General features: G+C 63.9%; 21 protein-coding genes and 4 tRNA genes. 17 read left to right on the top strand and 8 right to left on the bottom strand.

The window, feature by feature from the left end:
- The first annotated feature begins 178 nt into the window (after positions 1 to 178).
- Positions 179 to 1,087, top strand: coding sequence for a LysR family transcriptional regulator (locus EYV96_RS05040; RefSeq protein WP_131150377.1), 909 nt, complete (start codon positions 179 to 181; stop codon positions 1,085 to 1,087).
- A 5-nt stretch (positions 1,088 to 1,092) separates the two neighbouring features.
- Here the strand turns inward: EYV96_RS05040 and hflD are convergent, their stop codons facing one another.
- The 3 genes from hflD to EYV96_RS05025 are packed head-to-tail and all read right to left on the bottom strand — an operon-like array spanning position 1,093 to position 3,342.
- A complete protein-coding gene (hflD, locus tag EYV96_RS05035; RefSeq protein ID WP_131151500.1) occupies positions 1,093 to 1,716 on the bottom strand; it encodes a high frequency lysogenization protein HflD in 624 nt (207 codons plus the stop codon).
- A gap of 10 nt (positions 1,717 to 1,726) precedes the next feature.
- Complete coding sequence (mnmA, locus tag EYV96_RS05030) at positions 1,727 to 2,863, bottom strand: tRNA 2-thiouridine(34) synthase MnmA (RefSeq protein WP_131150376.1); 1,137 nt, start codon at positions 2,861 to 2,863, stop codon at positions 1,727 to 1,729.
- Complete coding sequence (locus EYV96_RS05025; RefSeq protein ID WP_131150375.1) at positions 2,860 to 3,342, bottom strand: NUDIX hydrolase; 483 nt, start codon at positions 3,340 to 3,342, stop codon at positions 2,860 to 2,862. Before EYV96_RS05025 ends, mnmA begins: the two co-directional genes overlap by 4 nt.
- Before the next feature lie 134 nt (positions 3,343 to 3,476).
- On the opposite strand from EYV96_RS05025, the gene clpS reads away from it, so the two are divergent.
- Positions 3,477 to 3,803, top strand: coding sequence for an ATP-dependent Clp protease adapter ClpS (clpS, locus tag EYV96_RS05020; RefSeq protein WP_131150374.1), 327 nt, complete (start codon positions 3,477 to 3,479; stop codon positions 3,801 to 3,803).
- Positions 3,804 to 3,868: 65 nt separating this feature from the next.
- Positions 3,869 to 6,139, top strand: coding sequence for an ATP-dependent Clp protease ATP-binding subunit ClpA (clpA, locus tag EYV96_RS05015; protein WP_131150373.1), 2,271 nt, complete (start codon positions 3,869 to 3,871; stop codon positions 6,137 to 6,139).
- Positions 6,140 to 6,238: 99 nt separating this feature from the next.
- On the opposite strand, the gene infA is transcribed toward clpA, so the two are convergent.
- Positions 6,239 to 6,457 (bottom strand): translation initiation factor IF-1, encoded by a 219-nt coding sequence (gene infA / locus EYV96_RS05010; RefSeq protein WP_019466733.1) that lies wholly within the window; start codon positions 6,455 to 6,457, stop codon positions 6,239 to 6,241.
- An 83-nt stretch (positions 6,458 to 6,540) separates the two neighbouring features.
- Complete coding sequence (locus EYV96_RS05005) at positions 6,541 to 6,816, bottom strand: polyhydroxyalkanoic acid system family protein (RefSeq protein ID WP_131150372.1); 276 nt, start codon at positions 6,814 to 6,816, stop codon at positions 6,541 to 6,543.
- 103 nt (positions 6,817 to 6,919) lie between these two features.
- Here EYV96_RS05005 and EYV96_RS05000 point away from each other — a divergent pair, with 103 nt between their 5' ends.
- From EYV96_RS05000 to EYV96_RS04945, 12 genes are all read left to right on the top strand, one after another.
- Positions 6,920 to 7,687: an FHA domain-containing protein gene (locus EYV96_RS05000; protein ID WP_131150371.1), complete on the top strand. Its 768-nt coding sequence runs from the start codon at positions 6,920 to 6,922 to the stop codon at positions 7,685 to 7,687.
- Between the two features lie 71 nt (positions 7,688 to 7,758).
- Positions 7,759 to 8,844 (top strand): 3-phosphoserine/phosphohydroxythreonine transaminase, encoded by a 1,086-nt coding sequence (serC, locus tag EYV96_RS04995; protein ID WP_131150370.1) that lies wholly within the window; start codon positions 7,759 to 7,761, stop codon positions 8,842 to 8,844.
- Between the two features lie 78 nt (positions 8,845 to 8,922).
- Positions 8,923 to 10,026: a prephenate dehydratase gene (gene pheA / locus EYV96_RS04990; RefSeq protein WP_131150369.1), complete on the top strand. Its 1,104-nt coding sequence runs from the start codon at positions 8,923 to 8,925 to the stop codon at positions 10,024 to 10,026.
- A gap of 42 nt (positions 10,027 to 10,068) precedes the next feature.
- Positions 10,069 to 11,376, top strand: coding sequence for a 3-phosphoshikimate 1-carboxyvinyltransferase (gene aroA / locus EYV96_RS04985; RefSeq protein ID WP_131150368.1), 1,308 nt, complete (start codon positions 10,069 to 10,071; stop codon positions 11,374 to 11,376).
- 57 nt (positions 11,377 to 11,433) lie between these two features.
- On the top strand, positions 11,434 to 12,210 hold the full coding sequence (gene kdsB / locus EYV96_RS04980; RefSeq protein ID WP_131150367.1) for a 3-deoxy-manno-octulosonate cytidylyltransferase: 777 nt from the start codon (positions 11,434 to 11,436) through the stop codon (positions 12,208 to 12,210).
- Positions 12,207 to 12,683, top strand: a complete 477-nt coding sequence (locus EYV96_RS04975; protein WP_131150366.1) for a low molecular weight protein-tyrosine-phosphatase — start codon at positions 12,207 to 12,209, stop codon at positions 12,681 to 12,683. Before kdsB ends, EYV96_RS04975 begins: the two co-directional genes overlap by 4 nt.
- A gap of 39 nt (positions 12,684 to 12,722) precedes the next feature.
- A complete protein-coding gene (uvrC, locus tag EYV96_RS04970) occupies positions 12,723 to 14,549 on the top strand; it encodes an excinuclease ABC subunit UvrC (protein ID WP_131150365.1) in 1,827 nt (608 codons plus the stop codon).
- A gap of 126 nt (positions 14,550 to 14,675) precedes the next feature.
- Complete coding sequence (pgsA, locus tag EYV96_RS04965) at positions 14,676 to 15,305, top strand: CDP-diacylglycerol--glycerol-3-phosphate 3-phosphatidyltransferase (protein WP_131150364.1); 630 nt, start codon at positions 14,676 to 14,678, stop codon at positions 15,303 to 15,305.
- 37 nt (positions 15,306 to 15,342) lie between these two features.
- Positions 15,343 to 15,418: transfer RNA gene (locus tag EYV96_RS04960), tRNA-Gly, on the top strand.
- A gap of 153 nt (positions 15,419 to 15,571) precedes the next feature.
- A tRNA-Gly gene (locus EYV96_RS04955) sits at positions 15,572 to 15,647 on the top strand.
- 81 nt (positions 15,648 to 15,728) lie between these two features.
- A tRNA-Cys gene (locus EYV96_RS04950) sits at positions 15,729 to 15,802 on the top strand.
- Between the two features lie 151 nt (positions 15,803 to 15,953).
- Positions 15,954 to 16,040 (top strand) — tRNA-Leu (locus EYV96_RS04945).
- Between the two features lie 224 nt (positions 16,041 to 16,264).
- Here EYV96_RS04945 and EYV96_RS04940 read toward each other — a convergent pair.
- Entirely contained in the window at positions 16,265 to 16,609 is a 345-nt protein-coding gene (locus EYV96_RS04940; protein ID WP_131150363.1) for a hypothetical protein, read from the bottom strand.
- 736 nt (positions 16,610 to 17,345) lie between these two features.
- Here EYV96_RS04940 and EYV96_RS04935 point away from each other — a divergent pair.
- Positions 17,346 to 17,999, top strand: a complete 654-nt coding sequence (locus tag EYV96_RS04935) for a response regulator (RefSeq protein WP_131150362.1) — start codon at positions 17,346 to 17,348, stop codon at positions 17,997 to 17,999.
- 76 nt (positions 18,000 to 18,075) lie between these two features.
- On the opposite strand, the gene rne is transcribed toward EYV96_RS04935, so the two are convergent.
- A complete protein-coding gene (rne, locus tag EYV96_RS04930) occupies positions 18,076 to 21,282 on the bottom strand; it encodes a ribonuclease E (RefSeq protein WP_131150361.1) in 3,207 nt (1,068 codons plus the stop codon).
- 337 nt (positions 21,283 to 21,619) lie between these two features.
- Between rne and EYV96_RS04925 the strand changes: the two genes are divergently transcribed.
- Complete coding sequence (locus tag EYV96_RS04925) at positions 21,620 to 22,588, top strand: RluA family pseudouridine synthase (RefSeq protein WP_131150360.1); 969 nt, start codon at positions 21,620 to 21,622, stop codon at positions 22,586 to 22,588.
- On the opposite strand, the gene EYV96_RS04920 is transcribed toward EYV96_RS04925, so the two are convergent.
- On the bottom strand, positions 22,566 to 24,044 hold the full coding sequence (locus tag EYV96_RS04920; protein ID WP_131150359.1) for a CPBP family intramembrane glutamic endopeptidase: 1,479 nt from the start codon (positions 24,042 to 24,044) through the stop codon (positions 22,566 to 22,568). The genes EYV96_RS04925 and EYV96_RS04920 overlap by 23 nt on opposite strands.

The following is a 24,044-nucleotide window of genomic DNA, read 5'->3' as shown; positions in this document are numbered from 1 at the left end:
AAGAGCTCGTTTCCCCAACCCCTGAGGCAACTAAGAGAGCCCGGCTTCGGCCGGGCTCTTTTTTTGGGGAAGTGAAAGCCACAAGGTGAAGTCACGGCTTCACCCCATTCACCATTCACCATTGACCGCTCTTCCGTTCCCCGTTCCTCCGTTCCCCGTTTCTCCCTACTATGCCCCCATGATTTCCTCCCACCTCTCCGTCGTCTCCCTCCGCGACCTCATGCTGGTCCAGGCCGTGCGGCGGCATGGCAGCTTCAACAGCGCGGCGCGTGCCATGCACATCAGCCCCTCGGGCTTGTCGCACCAGGTGCAGAAAGTGGAGCAGGCGCTCGGGACGCCCTTGTTCGAGCGTGGTGGCCGACGTGTCGTGCCGACCGCCGGTGGGCAGCGGCTCCTTGAGCAGATCGATGCGGTGCTGCTGGCCGCCGAGCATCTGCAGCAGGCGGCGAAGGCAGGAGAAACCGCCTTTGGGGGCGAGTTGCGACTGGGTGTGCTGGCCACGCTTGGGCCGTATCTGCTGCCGCATCTGATCGCGCCGTTCCCGCAGCATTTTCCCGGCGCGCGCCTGAGCATTTCCGAAGGCAAGCCACGCGGATTGATCCGGCGTCTGCAGGAGGGTGAGCTGGATGCGGTGTTGGCACCGCCGTCCGCGGCGGTCAGCGGTATCGCGATGCGCCCGCTGTTTTTCGAGCCCTGGGAGATCATGCTTCGCACCGATCATCCGCTGGCATCGCGCAAGACGATTGCGCTTGATCAGCTGGACGCAGGCGAGGCGACGCTGATGACCGAAAGCCACGCCGACCATGTGCTTGGTGGCGGTCACGTGCAGGATGTGAGTCTCGAGAGCCTTGCGGCGCTGGTGGGATTGCGTGGCGGTTACGCGCTCGTCCCGGCGCTGGCTCATGATCGACTGGCATCCATGCCCGACGTGGCACTGGCCAAGATTCGAGGGCAGGCGCCTGGGCGCGAAATTGCGCTCTATTGGCGTGAAGCTTCGCCGTGGCACACCGATCTGCAGGCTTTCGCCGATCTGCTTCGCAAAGTGGCCCGGCAGCGCCCGGGCCTGCGCGTTATCGAGACAGGCTGAAGAACTCAGCCGTTATCCAGCGTCGATCCCGTCAGCAATCCACGTGCAATCATGCTGCACTGTTTGCGATTGATCAGCAGCTGCCACTGGCGGCCACCGACCTGACGCCAGAGCACGGCCGAGCGAACTGCGGCGAGCAGACTCGCGCGCACCTTCTCGACAACGGCCGGTTGCTGAAGCTGCTGCGGATTGCCGGTCACCATGACGCGCGGCTTGAGCGTGGACAGCGTGGACGCATACAGATCGGCCAGTCGCTTGGTGACCTGGGCCGAATTCTGACCGAAATGCTCGACCTGGCGCTGGGCCGACACGATGCCTTTCTGCAGGTCGTCAGTCAGCGCGCGATTGCGCGAGAGGCTGCGCTCGAGTCGCATCACCGTGACGGCCATGCGCGTGATGGCCATGTCGCGCGCGTTGTCATCCAGCTGGGCAATCAACTGGCGCAGGCCAAGGCGAACCGCCGAGACATGTCCATAAACGCCAACGACTGACGGCGCATCGATGCGAAACACGCTGGCGATGCTGGCGTCGAAGGCCGTCTCGTCGCAGCGTCCTTCGCTGGCGAGTTGTTGGGTGAGGGCGGTGGCCTGGAAGAGGCCGGCCAGCGCGACAACGCGCTCCTCGGTCATGGTGAAGGCATCAAACACGATCGGGCAACTCGTTGGCGAGGGGGGATTCGATGGCTTTCCAGCCACCGTAGGGAGCATCGGTCACGGCAATGACGGCACCACCGAGACAGGCCTCGCCATCGTAGAACACGACGGACTGGCCGGGTGTCACGGCACGCTGGGGTTCGTCGAAATGGACCTCCAGCAAGCCCGGATACACGGTAACCGTGCATGCCTGGTCCTGCTGGCGATAGCGCGTCTTGGCGGTGCAGCGGAACGACGTGGCGGGCGGGCGCCCGGCCACCCAGGTCGGTGCCTCCGTGCGCAGGCGGGTCGAGTACAGCCACTCGTTCTCGCCACCCTGCGCCACGAACAACACGTTGGCTTCGACATCCTTGCCAACGACATACCAGGCTTCACCGCTGGCGCCGTGACGGCCGCCGATGCCCAGGCCGTTTCGCTGGCCCAGCGTGTAATACATCGCACCCTGGTGGTGTCCGATCAGTTCGCCGTCGGGGCTGCGCATCTCGCCGGGACGGGCGGGGATGTACTGCCCCAGGAATTCACGGAAGTCGCGCTCGCCGATAAAGCAGATGCCGGTGGAATCCTTTTTGGCGTGCGTCGGCAGGGCCGCTTCCTGGGCGATCTGGCGAACTTGCGACTTTTCGATCTCGCCGACGGGAAACAGCGTAAAGGCGAGTTGCTCCTGTCCCAGCGCGTGCAGGAAATAGGTCTGGTCCTTGGACGCGTCGACCGCACGCAGCAGGCGATATTCGCCATCGACGCCGTCGACGCGCGCGTAATGGCCCGTGGCGATCTTTTCGGCGCCCAGCGTGCGCGCTTCATCCAGGAAGGTCTTGAACTTGATCTCGCGATTGCACAGCACGTCGGGATTGGGCGTGCGGCCCGCGCGGTATTCGGCCAGGAAATGCTCGAAGACGCCGTCCCAATACTCGGAGGCGAAATTGCGCGCGTGGAAGGGAATGCCCAGGCGCCCGCATACGGCAACGGCATCCTTGCGATCGGCATCGGCCGTGCAGGGGCCGTTGCGATCGTCTTCTTCCCAGTTCTGCATGAACAGGCCTTCGACCTGATGGCCGGCCTGCTGCAACAGCAAGGCAGCCACCGAGGAATCGACGCCGCCGGAGACGCCAAGCATGACCTTCACGAGGAGGGATCCTCCGGAAGCAGGCTGGCGATCGCGGACAGCGGCAGGCGCTGGCCGGCAAGCCAGGTGTCGATGCTTTGCAGGACGAGAGGGCTGCGTAGCCTGTCGCCCAGGGCGGCAATCTCGGCGCGGGTCATCCAGAGCGCGCGGCAAATGCCGTCGTCCAGGCGTCGGCCGGGGTCGTGGCTGACGGGGCGGGCGGAGAAACTGAAGCGGATGACCCCGTCACCGTGTTCGGTGCTTTGCCACTGGTGCACGCCGATCAGATGTTCCAGTTCGACCGTCCAGCCGGTTTCTTCCAGGGTCTCGCGCACGGCAGCTCGCAACAGGCTTTCGCCGTCATCCAGATGACCGGCCGGCTGGTTGTAGGCGATGCGGCCACCGACCTCTTCCTCGACCATGAGGTAGCGATCGCCGTCCGCTACGACGCAGGCGACGGTCACATGGGGGCACCAGATGGGGGCGGGGGTGTCGTTCATGGGCGTGTATATGGCGCCGGTGACGGCACTGGAAAAGGCGTCATTGTGCCACTACCTGAAGGGTCAGCGCCCGGGCGGGGTCGATCCACCTGCCCGGCGTTATACTGCCCACCAGGATCTGAAACCTCGAAACCATGGCGCACGAACCCGAACACGAGCAAGGAAATCAACACGGCCTGGCACTGGAAGTGTCCCGCCCGGAGGTGGCACGGCCACCGCTGTTCCAGGTGGTGCTGCTCAACGACGATTTCACCCCGATGGATTTCGTGGTCGAAGTGCTGCGCAGCTTCTTTAGCCTGGACCAGGAAAGAGCGGTGCAGGTGATGCTCCATGTACATACCCGTGGCAAAGGTGTGTGCGGCGTCTTTACGCGGGAGGTAGCCGAAACCAAGGTGACCCAGGTGAACGAATATTCACGTGCTCATCAGCACCCTTTGTTGTGCACTATGGAAAAGCTCTGAGCGCCCCCATTTCGTGGTCATCGCGGCCTTAGCGCCGCCCTGCCATTCAAGCGGAGAAGGTCCGGATGTTCAGCAAGGATCTCGAAGTCACCATAGGCCAGTGCTACAAGCAGGCCCGCGAGCAGCGCCACGAGTTCATGACGGTGGAGCACCTGCTGCTGGCGCTTACCGACAACCAGTCCGCCCTGGGTGCCTTGCGCGCCTGCGGGGTGGACCTGCCGCGCCTGACGCACGAGCTGGAAAAGATCATCGCCGAGACCGTACCGGTCCTTCCCCATGGCGATGAGCGCGATACGCAGCCGACGCTGGGCTTCCAGCGCGTCCTGCAGCGCGCGGTCTACCACGTGCAGTCCTCGGGTCGAAAGGAAGTGACTGGCGCCAACGTGCTGGTGGCCATTTTCGGCGAGAAGGACTCCCACGCCGTCTACTTCCTGCACCAGCAGGAAATCACGCGTCTGGACGTGGTCAATTACATTTCGCACGGCATCGCCAAGATCGGCGACGAGCCGAGCGCCGGCATGTCCGGTGCGGAGCGTGAAGGCGAGGAAGGCGGCGAGTCGCGGGGCAACCCCCTGAGCGAGTACGCCAGCAACCTCAATGAGCTGGCGCTCGAAGGCAAGATCGATCCGCTGATCGGTCGTCAGGACGAGATCGAGCGCACGATCCAGGTCCTTTGCCGCCGCCGCAAGAACAACCCGCTTTACGTGGGCGAGGCTGGCGTGGGCAAGACGGCCCTGGCAGAGGGCCTGGCCAAGCGGATCGTCGACGGCGACGTCCCGGAAGTGCTGGAAAACGCCACCATCTGGTCGCTCGACCTGGGCGCGCTGGTGGCTGGCACCAAGTATCGTGGCGACTTCGAGAAGCGCCTGAAGGCGGTCATTTCCCAGCTGAAGAAACAGCAGGGCGCGATCCTCTTCATTGATGAGATCCACACCATCATCGGTGCCGGTTCGGCGTCGGGCGGCACCATGGATGCCTCCAATCTGATCAAGCCGATGCTGGCGTCGGGCGAGCTGCGTTGCATCGGGTCCACCACGTTCCAGGAGTTCCGCGGGATCTTCGAGAAGGATCGCGCGCTGGCCCGTCGCTTCCAGAAGATCGACGTGGTCGAGCCGACCGTGGCCGACAGCATCGAAATCCTCAAGGGCCTGCGTTCGCGCTTCGAGGAACACCACAACGTGGTGTACACCAATGAGTCGCTGAAGGCGGCAGTGGACCTGTCGGTCAAGCACATCCCCGACCGCCTGCTGCCGGACAAGGCCATCGACATCATCGATGAAGCGGGTGCCCGCCAGCGTCTGCTGCCGGCGGACCAGCGCACGGGCAAGATCGACGTGCCTGAGGTCGAGTACATCGTTGCCAAGATGGCGCGTATCCCGGCCAAGCAGGTCTCGGCATCGGATCGTGACGTCCTCAGGAACCTTGAGCGCAACCTGAAAATGGTGGTGTTCGGGCAGGATGCCGCGATCGAGGCGCTGGCCGCGTCGATCAAGATGGCCCGCTCCGGTCTGGCCGACCCGGCCAAGCCGATCGGCTCTTTCCTGCTGGCCGGCCCCACCGGCGTGGGCAAGACCGAAGTCACCCGTCAGCTTGCCATGCAGCTGGGCATCGAAATGATCCGTTTCGACATGTCCGAGTACATGGAGGCGCATTCGGTGTCCCGCCTGGTCGGCGCACCTCCGGGTTACGTGGGTTTCGACCAGGGTGGTTTGTTGACCGAGGCGGTCACCAAGCACCCGCATGCCGTGCTCCTGCTCGATGAAATCGAGAAGGCGCATCCGGACGTCTACAACATCCTGTTGCAGGTGATGGACCGCGGCGTGCTGACCGACACCAACGGTCGCGAGGCGAACTTCAAGAACGTGGTGGTGGTGATGACCACGAATGCCGGCGCCCAGCAGGCATCGCGTCGCGGCATCGGCTTCGTCAAGCAGAGCCACCAGATGGACGCGATGGAAGTCATCCGTCGCACGTTCACGCCGGAGTTCCGCAACCGCCTGGACGCCATCATCCAGTTCAATGCGCTGGACTTCGACCACATCCTGCGTGTGGTGGACAAGTTCATCATCGAGCTGGAGTCGCAGCTGTCGGAGAAGCACGTCACGCTCGACGTGGATGCCGATGCCCGTCGCTGGCTGGCCGAGCATGGCTTCGATCCGCAGATGGGTGCCCGCCCGATGGCGCGCGTCATCCAGGAGAAGGTCAAGCGTGCGCTTGCGGACGAACTGCTGTTCGGCAAGCTGGCCGAGGGTGGCAAGGTGCACCTGAGCGTCGCCGACGGCGAGCTTAAGGTGGATACGGAAGCCGCTGCACCGGTCCCGGCCGAGGTCTCCTGACCTCGGCGCCTGGACCACAGGCATGCAAAAAGGCCGCGCCTGGTGCGCGGCCTTTTTTGTTTGTACCGCCAGCCCGGCGACAAGCGCCCTGAGCTGGAATTACTTCATGCGGTACGTGATACGACCCTTGGTCAGGTCGTAGGGGGTCATCTCCACCTTGACCTTGTCGCCGGTCAGGATGCGGATGTAATGCTTGCGCATACGGCCGGAGATATGGGCGGTGATGACATGCCCATTTTCCAGCTGCACGCGGAACATGGTGTTGGGCAGGGTCTCCTGGACCGTGCCTTCCATTTCGATGACGTCGTCTTTGGCCATGCGTTCCGGTCGGTAGGGAGGCGGCCGTCATGGCCGCGTAAGCCTTCGATTATGCCACGGATGCGGCCGTGGTTAAAGATTCATCATGCGAAGTATTCATCCAGCTTCCGGCGGATTTCCTGTTCCACCATGCCCTTGAGGGGCGCCAGCATCATCCCGAGCTCTGCATGGACCTGGATCTGGGCGGGTTCGACGGCGATCGAGCCGTTCACGCCCGGACGGGAAAAGCTCAGGACGTCGCCGTTCCAGGTCCCATCCATCCCAAATTTCTCACGCATGCGGTCGGCGACCTTGTCGACCACGGCACGTGCCTCGGCCACGGAGAGCTGATGCGGGCGGCGGATGTCGATTTTGGGCATGACGTGAAGACCTCGCAGTAAAAGTCGGGATATTAAGCGAATTATGGTCAGACAAGTCTCAATGTTCTGCTAGAGTCCTGCCCGTCAATCGACTGGTTCACAGATGCGTATCGAGTTTCCCAATTCGGCCCGTGAAGACTTCCGTTGGGATCAGGCGCAACTGCGGATTGGCAGCGCGCCGGACAACGATCTGATCCTGGCCGCGCATCAGGCCGGACCGCATCACCTTCGCATCCAGCAGGACAAGCGTGGCTGGGTGCTCCAGGTCCTTCCCGCCGGCAATCGCATTTATCTCAATGCCCGCCCCGTGCGCGAGCGCGCCATCCTGCGGGCGGGCGACATCCTCAGCGTCGGCGACTGCCGCATGGTGCTGTGCGCCGATGAGCCGCCCCAGGGGCGCAAACCGCTGACCGTGCCCGCGCTGGAGCGCTGCACGGTGGGGCTGCGCGTCGTGGCAGGGCCGCACTCCGGTCGCGTGTTCCCGCTTCAGGAAAAGCTTGAACTGGGGCCGCATGGCCGCATCCCGCTGGAACTGCCCCAGGGTGAGCAAGCGGCCCTTCGGGTCGTCTGGCGCGCCAGCCAGCTGTGGTTGGAGTCGGCACAGCAATCCGAGCGCTACCCGCTGCGGGTCAACGGCGTGGTGACCGACGAAGTGGCCCTGTTGCCTGGTGACCAGATCGGCCTGGCCATGCACCGTTTCGTTGTGGATGCGCCGGGCATGGAGCCCGAGCCCGAGATCGTCGCTCCGCCTGCCATGCCGGAGCACTTGCCCGAGGAGGACGCCGGTCCTCGCGGGGAGGTGTGGTGGCTGATCGTGACAGCGGCCGTTCTGGCGCTCGGCATTGCCCTGATCTTGCTCGTTCGTTTCTGACGTAACCGTTGACGCAGGCTTGTTGCGACGCGGCATAATGCGGCGTTTCAGCCCTCCGCGAGGCAGTGTCAGTGAGCAGGCTTTGGAATTTCAGTGCAGGTCCGGCGGCCATCCCCACGGCCGTGCTCGAGCAGGCGCAGCGCGAGCTGCTCGAATGGAATGGAAGCGGTGCATCGGTGATGGAGCTTTCCCATCGCGGCAAACGCTTCATTGCATTGGCAGCCCAGGCTGAAGCTGACCTTCGCGAACTGATGAGCATACCGGCGGACTATGCCGTGCTGTTCCTCCAGGGGGGTGCCACCCAGCATTTCGCCCAGATTCCGATGAATCTCGCCGCCGAAGGCGCCCGCGCTGACTACATGGTCGCTGGCCACTGGGGTGAAAAGGCCGCCAGCGAGGCGGCGCCCTATGTGCGCGTGAACATCGCGGCGAGCAGTAAGTCGGACCAGTACCTGCACCTGCCGTCGCCCGAGTCGTGGACGCTCGACCCCGGCGCGGCCTACGTTCACTACACGCCCAATGAAACGATCCACGGCGTCGAGTACCACGACATTCCGGACGTGGGTGAGGTACCGCTGGTGGCCGACATGTCGTCGAACATCCTGTCCGGGCCGGTCGACGTATCGCGCTTCGGCCTGATCTATGCTGGCGCCCAGAAAAACATCGGCCCATCGGGCCTCGTGGTGATGATCATTCGCCGCGATCTGCTGCAGCGCGCCACGCGCCCGATGGCCAGGATCTTCCGCTATGCCGAGCATGCCGCGGCCGACTCCATGCTCAACACACCCAATACCTGGGGCTGGTACCTGGCCGGGCTGACGTTCCAGTGGCTCAAGGATCAGGGCGGCCTCGTGGCGATGGCTGAGCGCAACCGCGCCAAGGCCGACCTGCTTTACAACGCCATCGACGGCTCTGGCGGTTTCTATCGCAATCCGATCGCCGTGGCCGACCGGTCGCGCATGAACGTGCCTTTCACGTTGCACGACAGTGCGCTGGATGCGGCATTCCTCCAGGCGTCGGAGGCTGCCGGCTTGCTGGCGCTGAAAGGTCACAAGGCACTCGGCGGCATGCGCGCGTCGCTGTACAACGCGGTGCCGCTGGAGGCCGTGCAGGCACTTGTCGGCTTCATGGCGGATTTCGCCCAACGTCACGGATAGGCTTGGCAAGGGTAGGCAGGGGTGCCGATCAAAGGCACACTGCGACCATCATTTGGACATCTAGACATCCAGACACTCATGACCGAATCAGGCAAGACCGAACCTTCCAACCCGCTGGGCCAGGTGCGCGAGCGAATCGACAGCATTGACCGGCAGATCCAGGAGCTCATTTCCGAACGCGCCAACTGGGCGCAGGAAGTGGCGCGCGTGAAGGGCGAGGGTCTTTCCGCCATCGACTATTACCGCCCCGAGCGCGAAGCGCACGTGCTGCGCATGGTGGTTGATCGCAACCACGGCCCGTTGTCGGACACGGAGATGGTGCGCCTGTTTCGCGAAATCATGTCCTCCTGTCTCGCGCAGGAAGATCCTCTCAAGGTGGGCTTCCTCGGGCCGGAGGGCACCTTCAGCGAGCAGGCCGTGCGCAAGCATTTCGGCCATGCCGCCTATGGCCTGCCACTGGGCAGCATCGAGGAAGTTTTCCAGGAAGTCGCCGCCGGTCACGCCGATTTCGGCGTCGTGCCGGTGGAGAACTCCGGGCAGGGCATGATCCAGGTCACCCTGGACATGTTCCTGACATCCGAAGCCACCATCTGCGGTGAAGTCGAACTTCGCGTGCACCAGTGCCTGCATTCGCTCAATGGTCGTCTGGAAGACATCAAGCGCGTTTACGCGCACGCGCAGTCACTGCAGCAGTGCAAGACCTGGCTTCGCATCAACCTGCCGGGTGTCGAGTGCATCGCCGTCAACAGCAATGCGGAAGCCGCGCGCCTTGCCCGCCATGCTGACGATGCGGCGGCCATTGCCGGCGAAACGGCCGGTCGCGTCTATGGACTCAAGACGCTCGCCAAGGGCATTGAGGATCGCGCGGACAACACGACCCGCTTCCTCGTCATCGGTCGCTCACTGTTTCCGCCGTCGGGCAACGATCGCACGTCGCTGTTGATTACCGTCAACGACAAGCCTGGCGCGCTGTACGACGTGCTGAGTCCGTTCGCCAAGCATGGCGTCAGCATGAACCGCATTGAGTCTCGCCCGGCGCATACCGGCAAGTGGCAGTACGCGTTCTTCATCGATGTGTCCGGCCATGTGCAGGACGTGCCGATCCAGGCCGCGATGCAGGAAATGGGTGGTGCGGCGGCGACGGTGCGCGTGCTCGGTTCCTACCCGGTGGCCTTGCCCTGATTTGAAGCCGTGGGCGCGGCCCGGGCTGTGGAGAATGGTTTCGTGAAACAGTTGGATTGGATCAGCCGGCCCGGACATGGCCTTCACGGCGTCGTGCGCGTGCCGGGCGACAAGTCGGTGTCCCATCGCGCCATGATGCTGGGCGCCCTGGCGAACGGTCGCTCGCACGTGCGTGGTTTTCTCGAAGGCGAAGACACGCGCGCAACGGCAGCGGTGTTGCAGCAACTTGGCGTGCGCATCGAGACGGTTGGCGATGGCGAGCGCATCGTGCACGGCGTGGGCTTGCATGGTTTGCGCGGCGCGGATACGCCGTTGGACTGCGGCAATGCCGGTACCGGCATGCGCCTGCTTGCCGGTCTGCTGGCCGGTCAGTCGTTTGACAGCGTCCTCGTAGGCGACGAGTCGTTGTCGAAGCGCCCGATGCGTCGCGTCACCGAGCCGCTCGCGGCCATGGGTGCAAGCATCGATACGCAGGATGGCCTGCCACCCTTGCAGGTGCACGGCGGGAAAAACCTTCGTGGCATTCGCTACACCTTGCCGGTGGCCAGTGCCCAGGTGAAGTCGGCCCTCTTGCTGGCGGGACTTTACGCCGAGGGCGAAACGGAAGTCATCGAACCGCATCCGACGCGCGATTACACGGAGCGCATGCTGGCGGCCTTTGGTTGGCCCATTGCGTTCGAGCCGGGTCGCGCACGCTTGTCCGGTCGTCATGAAATGAAGGCGACTGATATTGATGTGCCGGCCGATTTTTCATCCGCGGCATTCTTCCTCGTCGCTGCCAGCGTGGTGCCGGGCTCGGAGCTGCGGTTGCCGGCCGTCGGACTCAATCCGCGCCGCACGGGCTTGCTGCACGCGTTGCGCCTCATGGGGGCCGACATTCGTGTGGAGAACGAGCGTGAAAGTGGCGGTGAGCCGGTGGGCGACCTGATCGTTTGCCACGCGCCGCTGCACGGCATCGAACTTCCGGTCGAGTGGGTCCCGGACATGATCGATGAGTTCCCGGCGTTGTTTGTCGCCGCGTCCGTGGCTTCGGGCCGCACCGTGGTGCGTGGCGCCGCGGAATTGCGGGTCAAGGAATCCGATCGCATTGCCACGATGGCGGCAGGCCTTCGCGCCATTGGCGCACGCATCGAGGAAACGCCCGATGGCGCCATGATTGATGGCGGTTCGCTCGCCGGTGGCACGGTCGAAAGCCATGGCGATCATCGCATCGCCATGAGCTTCGCCATCGCGGGACTGTTGTCGCGCGACGGCATTCGGATCGGTGATTGCGCCAATGTGGCGACGTCGTTTCCGGGATTCGTCGAGTTGGCCAGTGCCTGCGGTTTCCAGCTCGGCATTGCCGACTGACACCCTCGTGTGGCGGGGCGCGAACCGTTAGGCTTGGCTCCTTGCAGAGAGGTCGCCATGTCCGAACGCGTTCCGCCCTTTATCGTCGCCATTCCTGCCCGCTTTGGGTCCACCCGCCTGCCGGGCAAGCCACTGCGTTTGATCGACGGTGTGCCGATGGTGGTGCGTGTGGCGCACCGGGCCCTGCAGGCAGGCGCGACCGATGTGGTAGTGGCCACGGATGACGAGCGCATTGTCCAGGCGCTGGACGGGCAGGGCGTCAGGGTCTGCATGACGCGCGCCGACCATGCCTCCGGCAGCGATCGCCTGGCGGAAGTGGTCGCGCACTACGGCTGGCCCGATGATGCCATCGTGGTGAACCTGCAGGGCGACGAGCCGTTTGCACCGGCCGCGGGTATTCGCGAAGTGGCGCGTGCGCTGGCCGAAGACGATGCGCCCATGGCGACGCTGGCGACGCCGATCGAAAGCGCCCATGAGCTGTTCGATCCGAACGCGGTGAAACTGGTGCGCGCAGCCAATGGTCGCGCCCTCTACTTCAGCCGCTCGCCGCTACCGTGGGCGCGCGACGCCTTTGCCATCGACCGCGACCGGTTGCCGGCCGACGTGCCGTTCCTCAGGCACATCGGCATCTATGCCTATCGCGCCGGTTTCCTGCATCGCTACACCAGCCTGTCCCGCACGCCCCTGGAGCATGCCGAGTCACTGGAGCAGTTGCGCGTCATGGAGCATGGCTTTCCCATCGCGGTCCGCCTGACGCCTGAGCCGTTCCCACCTGGCATCGACACGGAAGCCGATCTCATTCGCGCCGAGCAATGGCTGGCCAGCCAGGGATGAGCGCACCGCGCCTGCTGTTTCTTTGCCTGGGTAACATCTGTCGTTCGCCGCTGGTGGAGGCCGTAGCGCGGCAGCGCATGGCGGAAGCAGGTCTGGATGTGGAGGTGGCTTCCCGGGGGACGGGCAACTGGCACGCAGGCAACCCTGCCGATGCGCGCATGTGTGAGGTGGCGCACGTTGCCGGAATTGACCTTTCCCCCCATCGCGCGCGCCAGCTTTCCCGCGCGGACGGGAACCACTTTGACCTGGTTTTCGCCATGGACGAAGACAACCTGCGTGAAGGACAGGCCATCGTCGACGCAGTCCGTCGGGACAACGTCGTGCTCTACCTGCCGTGGGCCGGCGTCTCCGAGCCGCGCGAGTTCCCTGATCCCTATTACGGCGGCCTCGAGAGTTTTACCCGGTGCGTCGCGCTGGCCGAGCGTTCGGTTCAGGGCCTGATCGAGCGGTTGAAGCGGGACGGCCTGGTCTGAACACGGCCAGGGTGTCGCAAAACCGCTAGAATTAAGGGCATGCAGCCCGATCCGATGCCGGCCTTCGATGGAAAGGCCTTCGTTCGTACCCTCACCACGTCACCCGGCGTTTACCGCTACTTCGATGCGGACGGTGAGCTGCTGTACGTGGGCAAGGCGGGCAATCTCAAGAAGCGTGTCGGCAGCTATTTTCTCAAGCCACGGATGGAGCCGCGCATTGCGGCGATGGTGGCTCAGATCGCACGCGCCGAAATCACCATCACGCGCACGGAAGGCGAGGCGCTGCTGCTCGAATCGCAGCTGATCAAGTCGCTCAAGCCGCGTTACAACATCCTGCTGCGCGACGACAAAAGCTATCCGTACATTTATCTGTCGGGTGGCGAGGACTATCCGCGACTGGCTTTCCATCGCGGCGCGAAGAACATGCCGGGGCGCTACTTCGGGCCGTATCCGAGTACGTTCGCCGTGCGCGAAAGTCTCAATCTGATGCAAAAGCTGTTCAAGGTGCGGCAGTGCGAGGACAGCTATTTCCGCAATCGCTCGCGCCCGTGTCTCCAGCATCAGATCGGCCGTTGCACGGCGCCATGCGTCCAGTTGATTACCGTCGAGGATTACCGCAACGACGTGCGTCATGCGGAGATGTTCCTCGAAGGACGGAGCAGCGCCGTCATCGATGAGCTGGCCGGGGACATGGACAAGGCCGCCAGGGCGCTGGAGTTCGAGCGCGCAGCCGCCATGCGCGACCAGGTGGCCTCGCTGCGTCAGCTGCAGGCACAGCACCACGTCCAGGGCGCAAGCGCGGACATGGACGTGATTGCCTGCCGCATCGAGTCGGGCATGGCATGTGTGAGCGTGCTGTTTTTCCGCAACGGCATCAGTCTGGGCACGCGCGACTTCTTTCCGCGCCTGCCGCTGGACGCCGAGCCCGCCGATGTCCTGTCCCAGTTTGTCGCGCAGTATTACCTCGACCGTCCGGTACCGCGGGAGCTGATCCTGGGCGAACCCATTTCCGATCAGGACATTCTTGCGGATCTGCTGACGCAACAATCCGGTCGGACCGTTGAGCTGAAGCACAGCGTGCGGGGCGAGCGCGCGCGCTTCCTGCAGATGGCAGAGCGCAATGCGCAGGCGTCGCTGACGGCTCGTCTCGCCAGCCGGCAGACCCTGGGCGCCCGCTTCGACGATTTGCAGAAGCTGCTCGAGCTGGACGAATCGCCGCGGCGCATCGAGTGCTTCGATATCAGCCATACCATGGGTGAGGCAACGGTGGCCTCGTGTGTGGTCTTCGGTCCGGAAGGTCCTGAGAAGTCCCATTACCGTCGCTTCAACATCACCGGCATCACACCGGGCGACGACTACGCGGCTATGCACCAGGCGCTGACGCGCCGGTTCCGCAAAGTGGCCGAAGGCGAGGGTGCTTCACCGGATGTCTTGCTCATCGATGGCGGTAGCGGCCAGGTGGCACAGGCGCTGGGCGTCCTGAAGGAGCTGGGCGTTGCAGGCATTCACGTGGTCGGTGTCGCAAAAGGGCCCGGTCGTCGCGCGGGTGAGGAAACCCTCGTGCTGGCGGATTCGGGCCGGAATCTGCACCCCGGTCCGGCTTCGCCCGCGTTGCATCTCGTCGCGGCGGTGCGTGACGAAGCGCACCGGTTTGCCATCAGCGGGCATCGCAAGCGGCGTGAAAAGGCGCGCGAACGAAGCGTGCTGGAGGACGTGCCTGGCATTGGCGCGCGTCGGCGCTCGGCGCTGCTCAAGGCCTTTGGTGGTCTGGCGGGCGTGGAAGCCGCGGGCGTCGAAGAACTGATGCGCATCAAGGGGATTGATCGCGGCCTGGCTGAACGCATTTATGCGGCATTGCATGGCTGAGGACGCAGGTTGCCACGTTCGCCTTCGCAAGATTGTTGCGGTATCGCACGGATGGCCAGCGGCAATTCCTCACCCCCGACCAGGCTCGGGCGTGCGACACTGCTCCCACTGGATTTGAAGAACGACATGCACATCAATCTCCCCACCTGGCTGACCCTGTTCCGCGTCGCGTTGCTGCCGGTGATGGTGGTGGTGTTTTACTGGCAGTTCCCCGGGCACAACATCACGGCGGCGATCGTATTCATACTGGCTGCCATCACCGACTGGCTCGATGGCTATCTTGCGCGACGCCTCAACCAGACCTCGGCTTTCGGCGCGTTCCTGGATCCCGTCGCTGACAAGCTGATGGTGGCGGTGACGTTGTTCCTGCTGGTCGAAGCCCATCGCGGTGGGTGGCCGGGTATCGTGATGGCGGTGACTGCGGCGATCATTGTCGGTCGCGAAATCAGCGTGTCGGCCTTGCGTGAATGGATGGCCGAGATCGGCATGCGGGCGGCCGTGAAAGTCGCTTTTGTCGGCAAGCTGAAAACCGCCATGCAGATGGTCGCCCTGGTGGTGTTGATCGTGCAGCACGAAAAGAGTGCAGAAGCGCTTCGCCTTTATCACATTGGTGAAGGACTTCTGGTGATTGCCGGCGTGCTTACGATCTGGTCCGGTTTCTACTACCTGCGCGCCGCATGGCCCATGATGCGCGGCGAGCCGCCTCATCGTGATGGCGTGGAAACGGATTCCACGTCGCATTCAACGAATGCTTGACGACTGTCATTTAGCCATTACAATGCGCGACTCCGATGCGGGAATAGCTCAGTTGGTAGAGCACGACCTTGCCAAGGTCGGGGTCGCGAGTTCGAGTCTCGTTTCCCGCTCCAGATTCAAACAAAGCCCTGGACCCTGTCCGGGGCTTTGTTTTTCCGGTCTCCGGAACACCGCGATCAGGGCGCGTCTCAGCGGTGAAATGTGAAAAAAAGTTGTCGCAGGGTCTTCACAAAGTCAGATTTGCTGCTATTATTTCTGACTCCGATGCGGGAATAGCTCAGTTGGTAGAGCACGACCTTGCCAAGGTCGGGGTCGCGAGTTCGAGTCTCGTTTCCCGCTCCAGATTCTGCAAAACCTCGGTTTTCCGGGGTTTTGTTTTTTAAGGCGAAGCGTAATTTTTTTGGTTACGATTCGTGCGTCATCGGCCAGATGGCAGAGTGGTTATGCAGCGGCCTGCAAAGCCGTGTACGCCGGTTCGATTCCGACTCTGGCCTCCAATGACGATCATCAAAGCGCCCATGGGCGCTTTTTTGTTGCATGTCGCTCAGACGACGGGCGAAGCTCATAACGGCGGTCATGCCGCATGTTTTGATGCGTCAGGGCCGGGGCAATCTCACATGTTAGGATGCGCCGCGATCGCAGCTCCGTGCCCGGATGGCGAAACTGGTAGACGCAAGGGACTTAAAATCCCTCAGCCGCAAGGCTATGTGGGTTCGATCCCCACTCCGGGCACCATATCTGCAAGATGCGATGGAGACGCCAGCGGCGTGCGTATCACTTCACCTCGGCGAAGTGCGCGGATTTGCCGCTTCTGTCGAAAGCTGATTGTTGCGGCCCCTGCACACGGAAATATACAGATCATCCTTGGCGGGAAATCGTCTTGATCCCGTGTGATTCCTGGCCCGCGAGCGCCTTCGGTCCCACACAGAGATCGGCGGATCCGGATGTGGCGGCATTCTTCAGTTCAAGCAACGAGCGCCATGCCGCCTTGCCTTGATCGTGAGGACCTGACTGCGGGTTTCGACGTCATGCACGATGACTGACCAGGACAATTTGTCCGGCGCGGGCGGGGGCACGCTGAGCATGCAGGTCTTCCCGGCTTCGAGACACATGCCCTTGTCATAAGGTAGTGCCCGGCCGCAGTCGGAGCTCGCTTCGGCGCCACGGCGGAACATGGTGGGCGAGGCGCCGAAGGCATGGCAGAACCATAGGCCACGTGCTTCGAGGTCGGTGCTGGGCGCGGCGTCGAAATGACCGTTGTCCAAAATCAGGCCCGCCCATTCCTGCTTGCGATCGGACCACACGGTGCGATCAGGCTGTCGATCGGCGAAGTCCCGACGTGGCTCTTCCGAAGAATTACTGCAACGGATCAAGGGGTTCGACGCTGTGCGCCGAGTGTTAGCTGGGCCAACCGCCTTGGTCTGAGGTGGGTGGCGTCGCATCGGATGCTCCTATTGCTGCGCCGCAGCTTGGCCTTGTGGATAGATTTCGCTCAAATTTGCGAACCAGCGCACATTTTTGCTGGTATTCCTGTAGGGGGAATCCGTGCTCTTCAAAATTGCGTGCTACAGCGCCTCGGTGGCGTTTCCTATTTTCCTGGCTGTTCGATCAGCCATCGACGGTCCTTTCATGCGCCACCGCGACGCCCGGCGTGATGCGGAGATGCATCGCCGTCGTTGAAATTTGGCAAGGCGCGTTTCCGTGCACATGGCGGCACGATCTTAGGGATTCGTCGCGACTTGGGATCGGTGGCTGGCATCAGGGTGCCTGGGCGGATGTCGATCGGCCCCGATGCGGTGTACTGCTGAAAAAACAAGGCTCTTTTGCGCTCATGATTGGCTCATGAGGCGCCAAGTAACCGTAGGTCCGCGCTGACAGACCCCCTTGGGGGGATGAAACATACTTAGGACGCCTCAGACGAAACCCAGCGGTAGTGGGCATGAGGGAAGGTCTCAACCAGACGGGTGCGACTTTCGGTGCTTGCATTGGACTAATGCATGCAGCCTAATTTCCTAATAGTTTCCCAAGGAGGGTGGCCGGGTGATCAATCTGGTCTTGATCGACGATCACGAACTCGTTCGCACGGGCTTTCGGATGATCCTGCAGCAGCAGCCAGATATTCGGGTTTGCGGTGAGGCGGGCACGGCCGAAGAGGGTCTGAAGCTGATTCGAGCACATGAGCCGCACATCGCCCTCGTGGATGTTCATATGCCCGGCATGAGTGGCATCGAGCTGACAGAGCGCGTGGCACGCAGCAAGCTGGCGACCCACATCATCATCATTACGGTGGTTGATGACGCGCGTTTTCCGAAGCGTCTGCTTGACGCCGGCGCCCTGGGTTACCTCACCAAGGGCTGCACGGCTGAGGAGCTGGTGAATGCGGTTCGCCAGGTCGCAGGCGGTCGACGCTATCTCGCGCCGACGGTGGCACAACAGCTGGCTCTGGCAACCCTCGATGGTGAGGGCTCGCCGTTCGACGCGTTGTCGAGCCGTGAGCTGGAGGTCGCGATGATGCTGGTCAGGGGCAAAGCCCTCACCATCATTGGTGAGCAACTCAATCTGAGTCCGAAAACAGTGTCCACCTACAAGCAGCGGCTGATGGAAAAGCTCCAGGTCGACCATGTGGTGGGGTTGGCCCATCTGATGACCATCCACGGTCTGCTCGATACGCATAACAATCAGGTGGGCGGATAGCCCCCGACAACGGATAACAGCTACAAAAAAAGCCGGACGCAAGGTCCGGCTTTTTCATGCGTCAGTACAGGCTGGATCAGCCGCCGGAATGACGATGCTGGTCCTGCTTGTCGCTTTCGCTGTCCACCGCGGGTTCCTCGGATGCGGCAGGCTCGGCATCGTGGTGATGCAGGCCTGCATGGGCCAGGAGGTCACCCTGCTTGGGCAGGATGGCCGGAGCCGTCTCGGCCGGCTGCTCGACCGGGGCGGGGACGTCCTGTCCGGTCTGCACCGTGGAAGCTTCCGGTTCGACGGCGGCCACCGACGTCTCCTGCGCCGGAGCAGCGACCACGTGGGTCACAACAGGCTCAGGCGTCTCGGCCAGGGCTTCCGCTGGCGCAGACACGATTTCCTTCAGCGCAGGAGCTTCGAAGACGGGCTGCTCGAAGTGCGTAACCACGGCTTCGGCCTGCTGGGCCTCAAGGACCGGGCTCGCGTCCGTCGTGACGACTGTGGCGGCCTCGACAATGGTATCGACCACCGGAATCGCACGCGACGATTCGGTTACGTCGGAAGCGACGTGCTCGACATGCGTTTCGACCGCGTGGGTTGCATGGGCGACCACGGCAGCCGGTGCCTCCGCAGCTTCCGCCGGTTCCTCGTTGCGCGCCGGAATCGGCGGCAGCACGGGCAGGTTGAAGGCGGCCGGGACGGGGGCGGCGGTTTCGATCACGGGCGCCGGCTCAACCGGGCCGGCAATGGGCATGACCGGTTGCGCGGCTTCAGCCACGGCAATGCTGGCGGCGGCCGTGGCCACCGTTGCTGCCATCACGCTATCGGCTGACTTCGCCGTCGGCGCGACTTCCGCATGAGGCGCGGCCGAGGCATGGCTGTCCGTGATGTCTTCCTCACGATCTTCATCGTCCAGATCGACGCCGTCTTCCGACGCGTCCGTCTGGGCATGGGCCGGATTGGCATCGTCATGACGGCGGCGGCGGCGACCACCACGACGGCCACGGCGACGACGCGGCTGACTGCCGTCGCCTTCCGTGGAGGTTGCAGGTGCGCCGCCCTCGACCGTGACGTCGGTCGCGGCCTGGGCCAGTTCCAGTTCCTTCGCTTCATCGGCCACGGGCGCCGCCGGGATCGGGCGGGGCTGCTGGGCTTCTGCGGCAGGCTGCGAGGCCGCGGCCTGGCGCTGCTGGCGCGGTTCCTGCGCCTGCTTCTGTGCCTGTTCCTGCTTCGGCTGCTGCGGATTCTGCTGCTTGCGTTCGTTCGGCTGGCCCTGTTCCTGCCGGGGCTGACGCGGCTGCTGATCCTGCTTGCCCTGATCCTGCTTGGGCTGCTGCTGGCGCGCGTTCTGCTGCTCGTTGCCGCGCTGGCCCTTTTTGCCCTGCTGCTGTTGCTGGTTTTGCTTGGGCTGCTGCTCGCGCGGTTCACGCGGCTCACGGCGCTGCTGTTGCTGCTGGCGACCCTGGCCCGAGCCCTGCTGACCGCGACCACGTTCGTCGCGGCGCTGGTTGCGCTGTTGCGGCTGCGAGGACTCGCGCTTGGTTTCGACCGGGGCCGGAGCCGGCTCGGAAGCGCCACGGAACCAGCCGAGGAGGCGCGAAACAATGCCGCCCGACGGCGCCGGGGCGGCGGCCGGACGAGCAGCCGGCTGTGTTGCTGCGGCAGCAGCGGCGACTTCTTCGCGCAGCGGGGCCGGCGAGGCCGGGACCACGCCGCTGACGGCTGGCTGTTCGCTGCTACCCAGTGTCTGGCCCATCTTCGGCAGCGGCGAGGCTTCGACCGCCGTCAGGCGCTCGTAGCTCGGCTTGCTGTGGTCGCCCATGTCCGCTTCGCGGATGCGCTGGATTTCGATGTGCGGCGTTTCAAGCTTGTCATCGGCCACGATCACCACATGGACCTTGTTGCGCAGCTCGATCTCAACGACGCTGGCGCGCTTCTCGTTGAGCATGAAGTTGGCCACGGTCGCAGGGGCCTGCACCAGCACCTGGCCGGTGTTGTCCTTCATGGCGTGCTCTTCGATCAGACGAAGGGTCGACAGCGCCAGCGACTCGACGCTGCGGATATGGCCGTGGCCATCGCAACGCGGGCAGACATTCTGAGTGGCTTCGCCCAGCGAAGGACGCAGGCGCTGGCGCGACATCTCCAGCAGGCCGAAGCGCGAGATACGACCGATCTGCACGCGGGCGCGGTCCAGCTTGAGGGCCTCCTTGAGGCGCTCTTCGACTTCGCGCTGGTGCTTGGGGCTGTCCATGTCGATGAAGTCGATCACGATCAGGCCGCCGGCATCGCGGATGCGCAGCTGGCGGGCGATTTCCACCGCCGCTTCCAGGTTGGTGTTGAACGCCGTTTCCTCGATGTCGCTGCCCTTGGTGGCCTTCGAGGAGTTGATGTCAACGGCGGTCAGCGCTTCGGTCTGGTCGATGACGATCGAGCCGCCGGAGGGCAGGCGCACCTGGCGGTCGAACGCGCTCTCGATCTGTGTTTCGATTTGGTAGCGCGAGAACAGCGGGGTGTCGTCCCTGTACAGCTTGAGCTTGCGCAGGGCATTGGGCATGACCTGCTGCATAAACTCACGGGCGTCCTGGTACAGCGATTCCTCGTCGATGAGGATCTCGCCGATGTCATTGCGCAGGTAGTCGCGCAGGGCGCGGATGAAGAGCTTCGATTCCTGATAGATCAGGAAGGGCGCCTTCTGGGCGCTGGCGGCGGCCGAGATGGCCTTCCACAGCTGCAGCAGGTAATCGAGGTCCCACTGGAGCTCTTCGGCGTCGCGGCCCATGCCGGCGGTGCGCACGATGAGACCGACGTCGTCCGGCACGGTGAGGTGCTCGAGCGCCTCCTTGAGGGCCTGGCGATCTTCACCCTCGATGCGACGGGAGACACCGCCGGCCTTCGGGTTGTTCGGCATCAGGACCATGTAGCGGCCGGCCAGGCTGATGAACGTGGTCAGGGCGGCGCCCTTGTTGCCACGCTCTTCCTTTTCGACCTGCACGACCACTTCCTGACCTTCCTTGATGAGGTCACGGATGTTGGCCTTGTTGGGATCCAGGCCCGGCGTGAAGTACTCGCGGGCCACTTCCTTCAGCGGCAGGAAGCCATGGCGCTCGGCGCCATAGTCGATGAAGCAGGCTTCCAGGGAGGGTTCGACGCGAGTGATGCGGCCTTTGTAAATATTGGCCTTTTTCTGTTCGCGAGAGGGGATTTCGATATCGAGATCGTAAAGAGTCTGGCCATCGACGATGGCCACACGCAACTCTTCCCGCTGAGTTGCGTTGATCAACATGCGCTTCATTGTGAGATTCCCTTGGCTTGCCGCGCGTCGCGTGCCGCGGTGGCGCCGAAAGGGCGGCCTGCCGGGGATCGCGCCGCTGCGGTTAAGCGGCAAAATGACGGCACCGTTTCCGGTTCCGGGGTATTCGTGGCATTGCGCCAGCCGCCCCGGCACGTCATTCGAGCCGGACAAACGACAACCCGAACCGTTACGATGAAAGGGAGCAGCGACCGGCTGCCGGGGTGGCGAACCGTCGCTATCCTCGCCGGCGTCACGGGCGGGCGTCCTCGCAACCGCCGAACATCGGCGGGCAGGACATAGCGCTGGCCGAGTATCCTATCTAGTCAGGTTTTTTTCAATGCAGACGGTAACTTCCCATGACGCACCTCAAGGTGTGCGTCAAGTTGAGATCGGCCCCGAGCGGGACGGCCAGCGCATCGACAACGCGCTCATGACCATCCTCAAGGGCGTGCCCAAGAGCATGATTTACCGGCTCCTGCGCACCGGGCAGGTGCGTGTGAATGGCAAGCGCGCCAAGCCGGATCACCGTCTCGTGGCGGGTGATACGCTGCGAATTCCGCCGGTTCGCGTCGCCGAACGACCGGTGGACAAGGGGCCGCCGCCGTCCATGGTTCAGGCTGTCCTGGATGCAGTCATCTTCGAGGACAAGCATTTCATCGTCATCGACAAGCCGGCCGGGATTGCCAGCCACGGTGGCAGCGGCGTGAGCCACGGCGCGATCGAGCTTATCCGCGCGGGTCGCCCCAAAGACCACATCGAACTGGTCCACCGCCTCGATCGCGACACCAGCGGGGTATTGGTGTTCGCCAAGACCCGGGCTGGCCTGACCGGCCTGCAGGCCGCGATTCGCGAAGGCACGGTCACCAAGCAGTACCTCTGCCTGATGACCGGTCATCCGGGCAAGGCCAAGTTCGACGTTAACGCACCCCTGCTCAAATCCATCCTCCAGGGTGGCGAGCGCATGGTAAGAGTGGCGGATAACGGCAAGCCCTCACTCACTTTTTTCCGCGAGATGGAGCAGTACACCGGCGCGCGCCTGATGCAGGCGACGCTGGGCACCGGCCGCACGCATCAGATCCGCGTGCATGCGCAACATGTCGGCCATCCGCTGGCAGGTGACGAGAAGTACGGCGATCGTGATGCGAACAAGCGCTTTAAAGCCAAGGGCCTGCAGCGCTTGTTCCTGCACGCCGCGCACATGAGCTTCGAGCTGGATGGCAGGGCTTACGGGTTTTCCGCGCCGCTGCCAGATGACTTGAAGACATTCCTGGATCGGCTTGGAACTAAAGGAAAAAGCGCGCGCTGACCTCGAGCGAGCGGATTAGTCCGCCGGTCAGGCCCGCCTCAACGATCAGGGCGCACAGCGCGTGTGCGACGGCGATGGGCAGGATGCTGCGCCAGCGCAGGAAGCACGCCGCCCAGGCCAGCTCAGCCAGGAAGCACAGCTGCATGACCGCCCCATTGGGGGTGTGCAGCAGGGCAAAGACCAGGGCGGTGGCAATCCAGGCCACCGGCTTCGGTGTTCGCCACGCCTCGGCGCGTGGCAGCACCACGGCCAGCATCAGCCACTGTTGTAGCGCGGCCCAGCCGAGGTAGGTCAGGGCGTGCCGCCACAGGGGCGCCGTCCATCCGGATCCTTCCAGCCAGGCGAGCAATACGGCCACCGGCACCAGTGCCAGCGGTGACAGCCATGCCGGAAATGACGATCCGAGCCAGCGCCAGGGATGCGGCCGTGTCCGCCAGCCTCGCCAGGCCGCGAAGAGCACGGCAGCCAGAAAGGCGAGTGCGGCAGGTCGGGCGAAGTCCGTGCCCCATTGCAGCCCGGCGATCAGCCAAAGCAAGCCGAAGAGGATGGCCGGAAGTTCCCATCGGGGACGGGGACGCCATGCGAGCCAGGCCAGCACGGCCAGATAAGCGGCGCAGAGCGCAGCAGCCCCGTGTTCCAGGTGACCTTCCGCCGGGGCGGGCTGCGCATGATCGCCATCGACGGTGATGACGGCCGAGGGCGCCCGGGGCAGGAGGCGATCACGCGTGGCCAGCCAGTCATTGGCTCCCTGTCGCCCATCGAGATGGACGCGCGCCAGCGGAGGTAGCGCCAGCATGTCGCCCGGCTTCATCCCGGAGGCGCTGGCGGGCTGGCTCGGCGTGACGGGCGGGGCGCGCGTGATCAGCGCTGCGCGACGAAAGGCGACGCTGGCCTGGGCGGGCATCGTCATCCGTAACCGAAGCAGCCAGGCGATCACCGTCGGGCGTGGGCAGGCGCTGCCATCGGCTTGTCTGCCCGTGACGTCGTCCAGGGGGATGGCAAGCATCGGTTCATCGGCATCGACGTCGTAGGACTGATCGGAGGTGCAGATGGCGGCGGTGCGATCAACCTGCCAGAGGACTCGCACCTGCGTCGGTGCTGAGACATGCAGGACAACCTGCAGCAGCGGCCAGTGCGCGACGTCCATGGGCGAGCGAACAGGCAAGCCCACTTCAAATGCCGAGCCATCGGTCGAGGTGGCAAGCAGGCCTTCGTCATCGGTCGACAGCTGCACATGGCCGAAGATTTTCTGCGCCACCAGGTCGCGTGGCTTACGCAGCTCCCACGACCACAAGGGGTCACCGTACTCAGCGACCCAAAGACGATGCTCGGCCTCGTGCAGGAGATGCGCGCGCGTGGTTTCCCTGCCGATCCAACCCAGCAGCCACAGGCACGCCAGCACGGCCGCCACGCAGCTTGCCGCGATAAGCCAGCGGCGTGTGGAGGTGTCGGTCAT

Source organism: Dyella terrae, assembly GCF_004322705.1.
In the GTDB taxonomy this organism is placed as follows: domain Bacteria; phylum Pseudomonadota; class Gammaproteobacteria; order Xanthomonadales; family Rhodanobacteraceae; genus Dyella_D; species Dyella_D terrae.
This window is presented reverse-complemented; position numbering and strand designations above follow the sequence as displayed.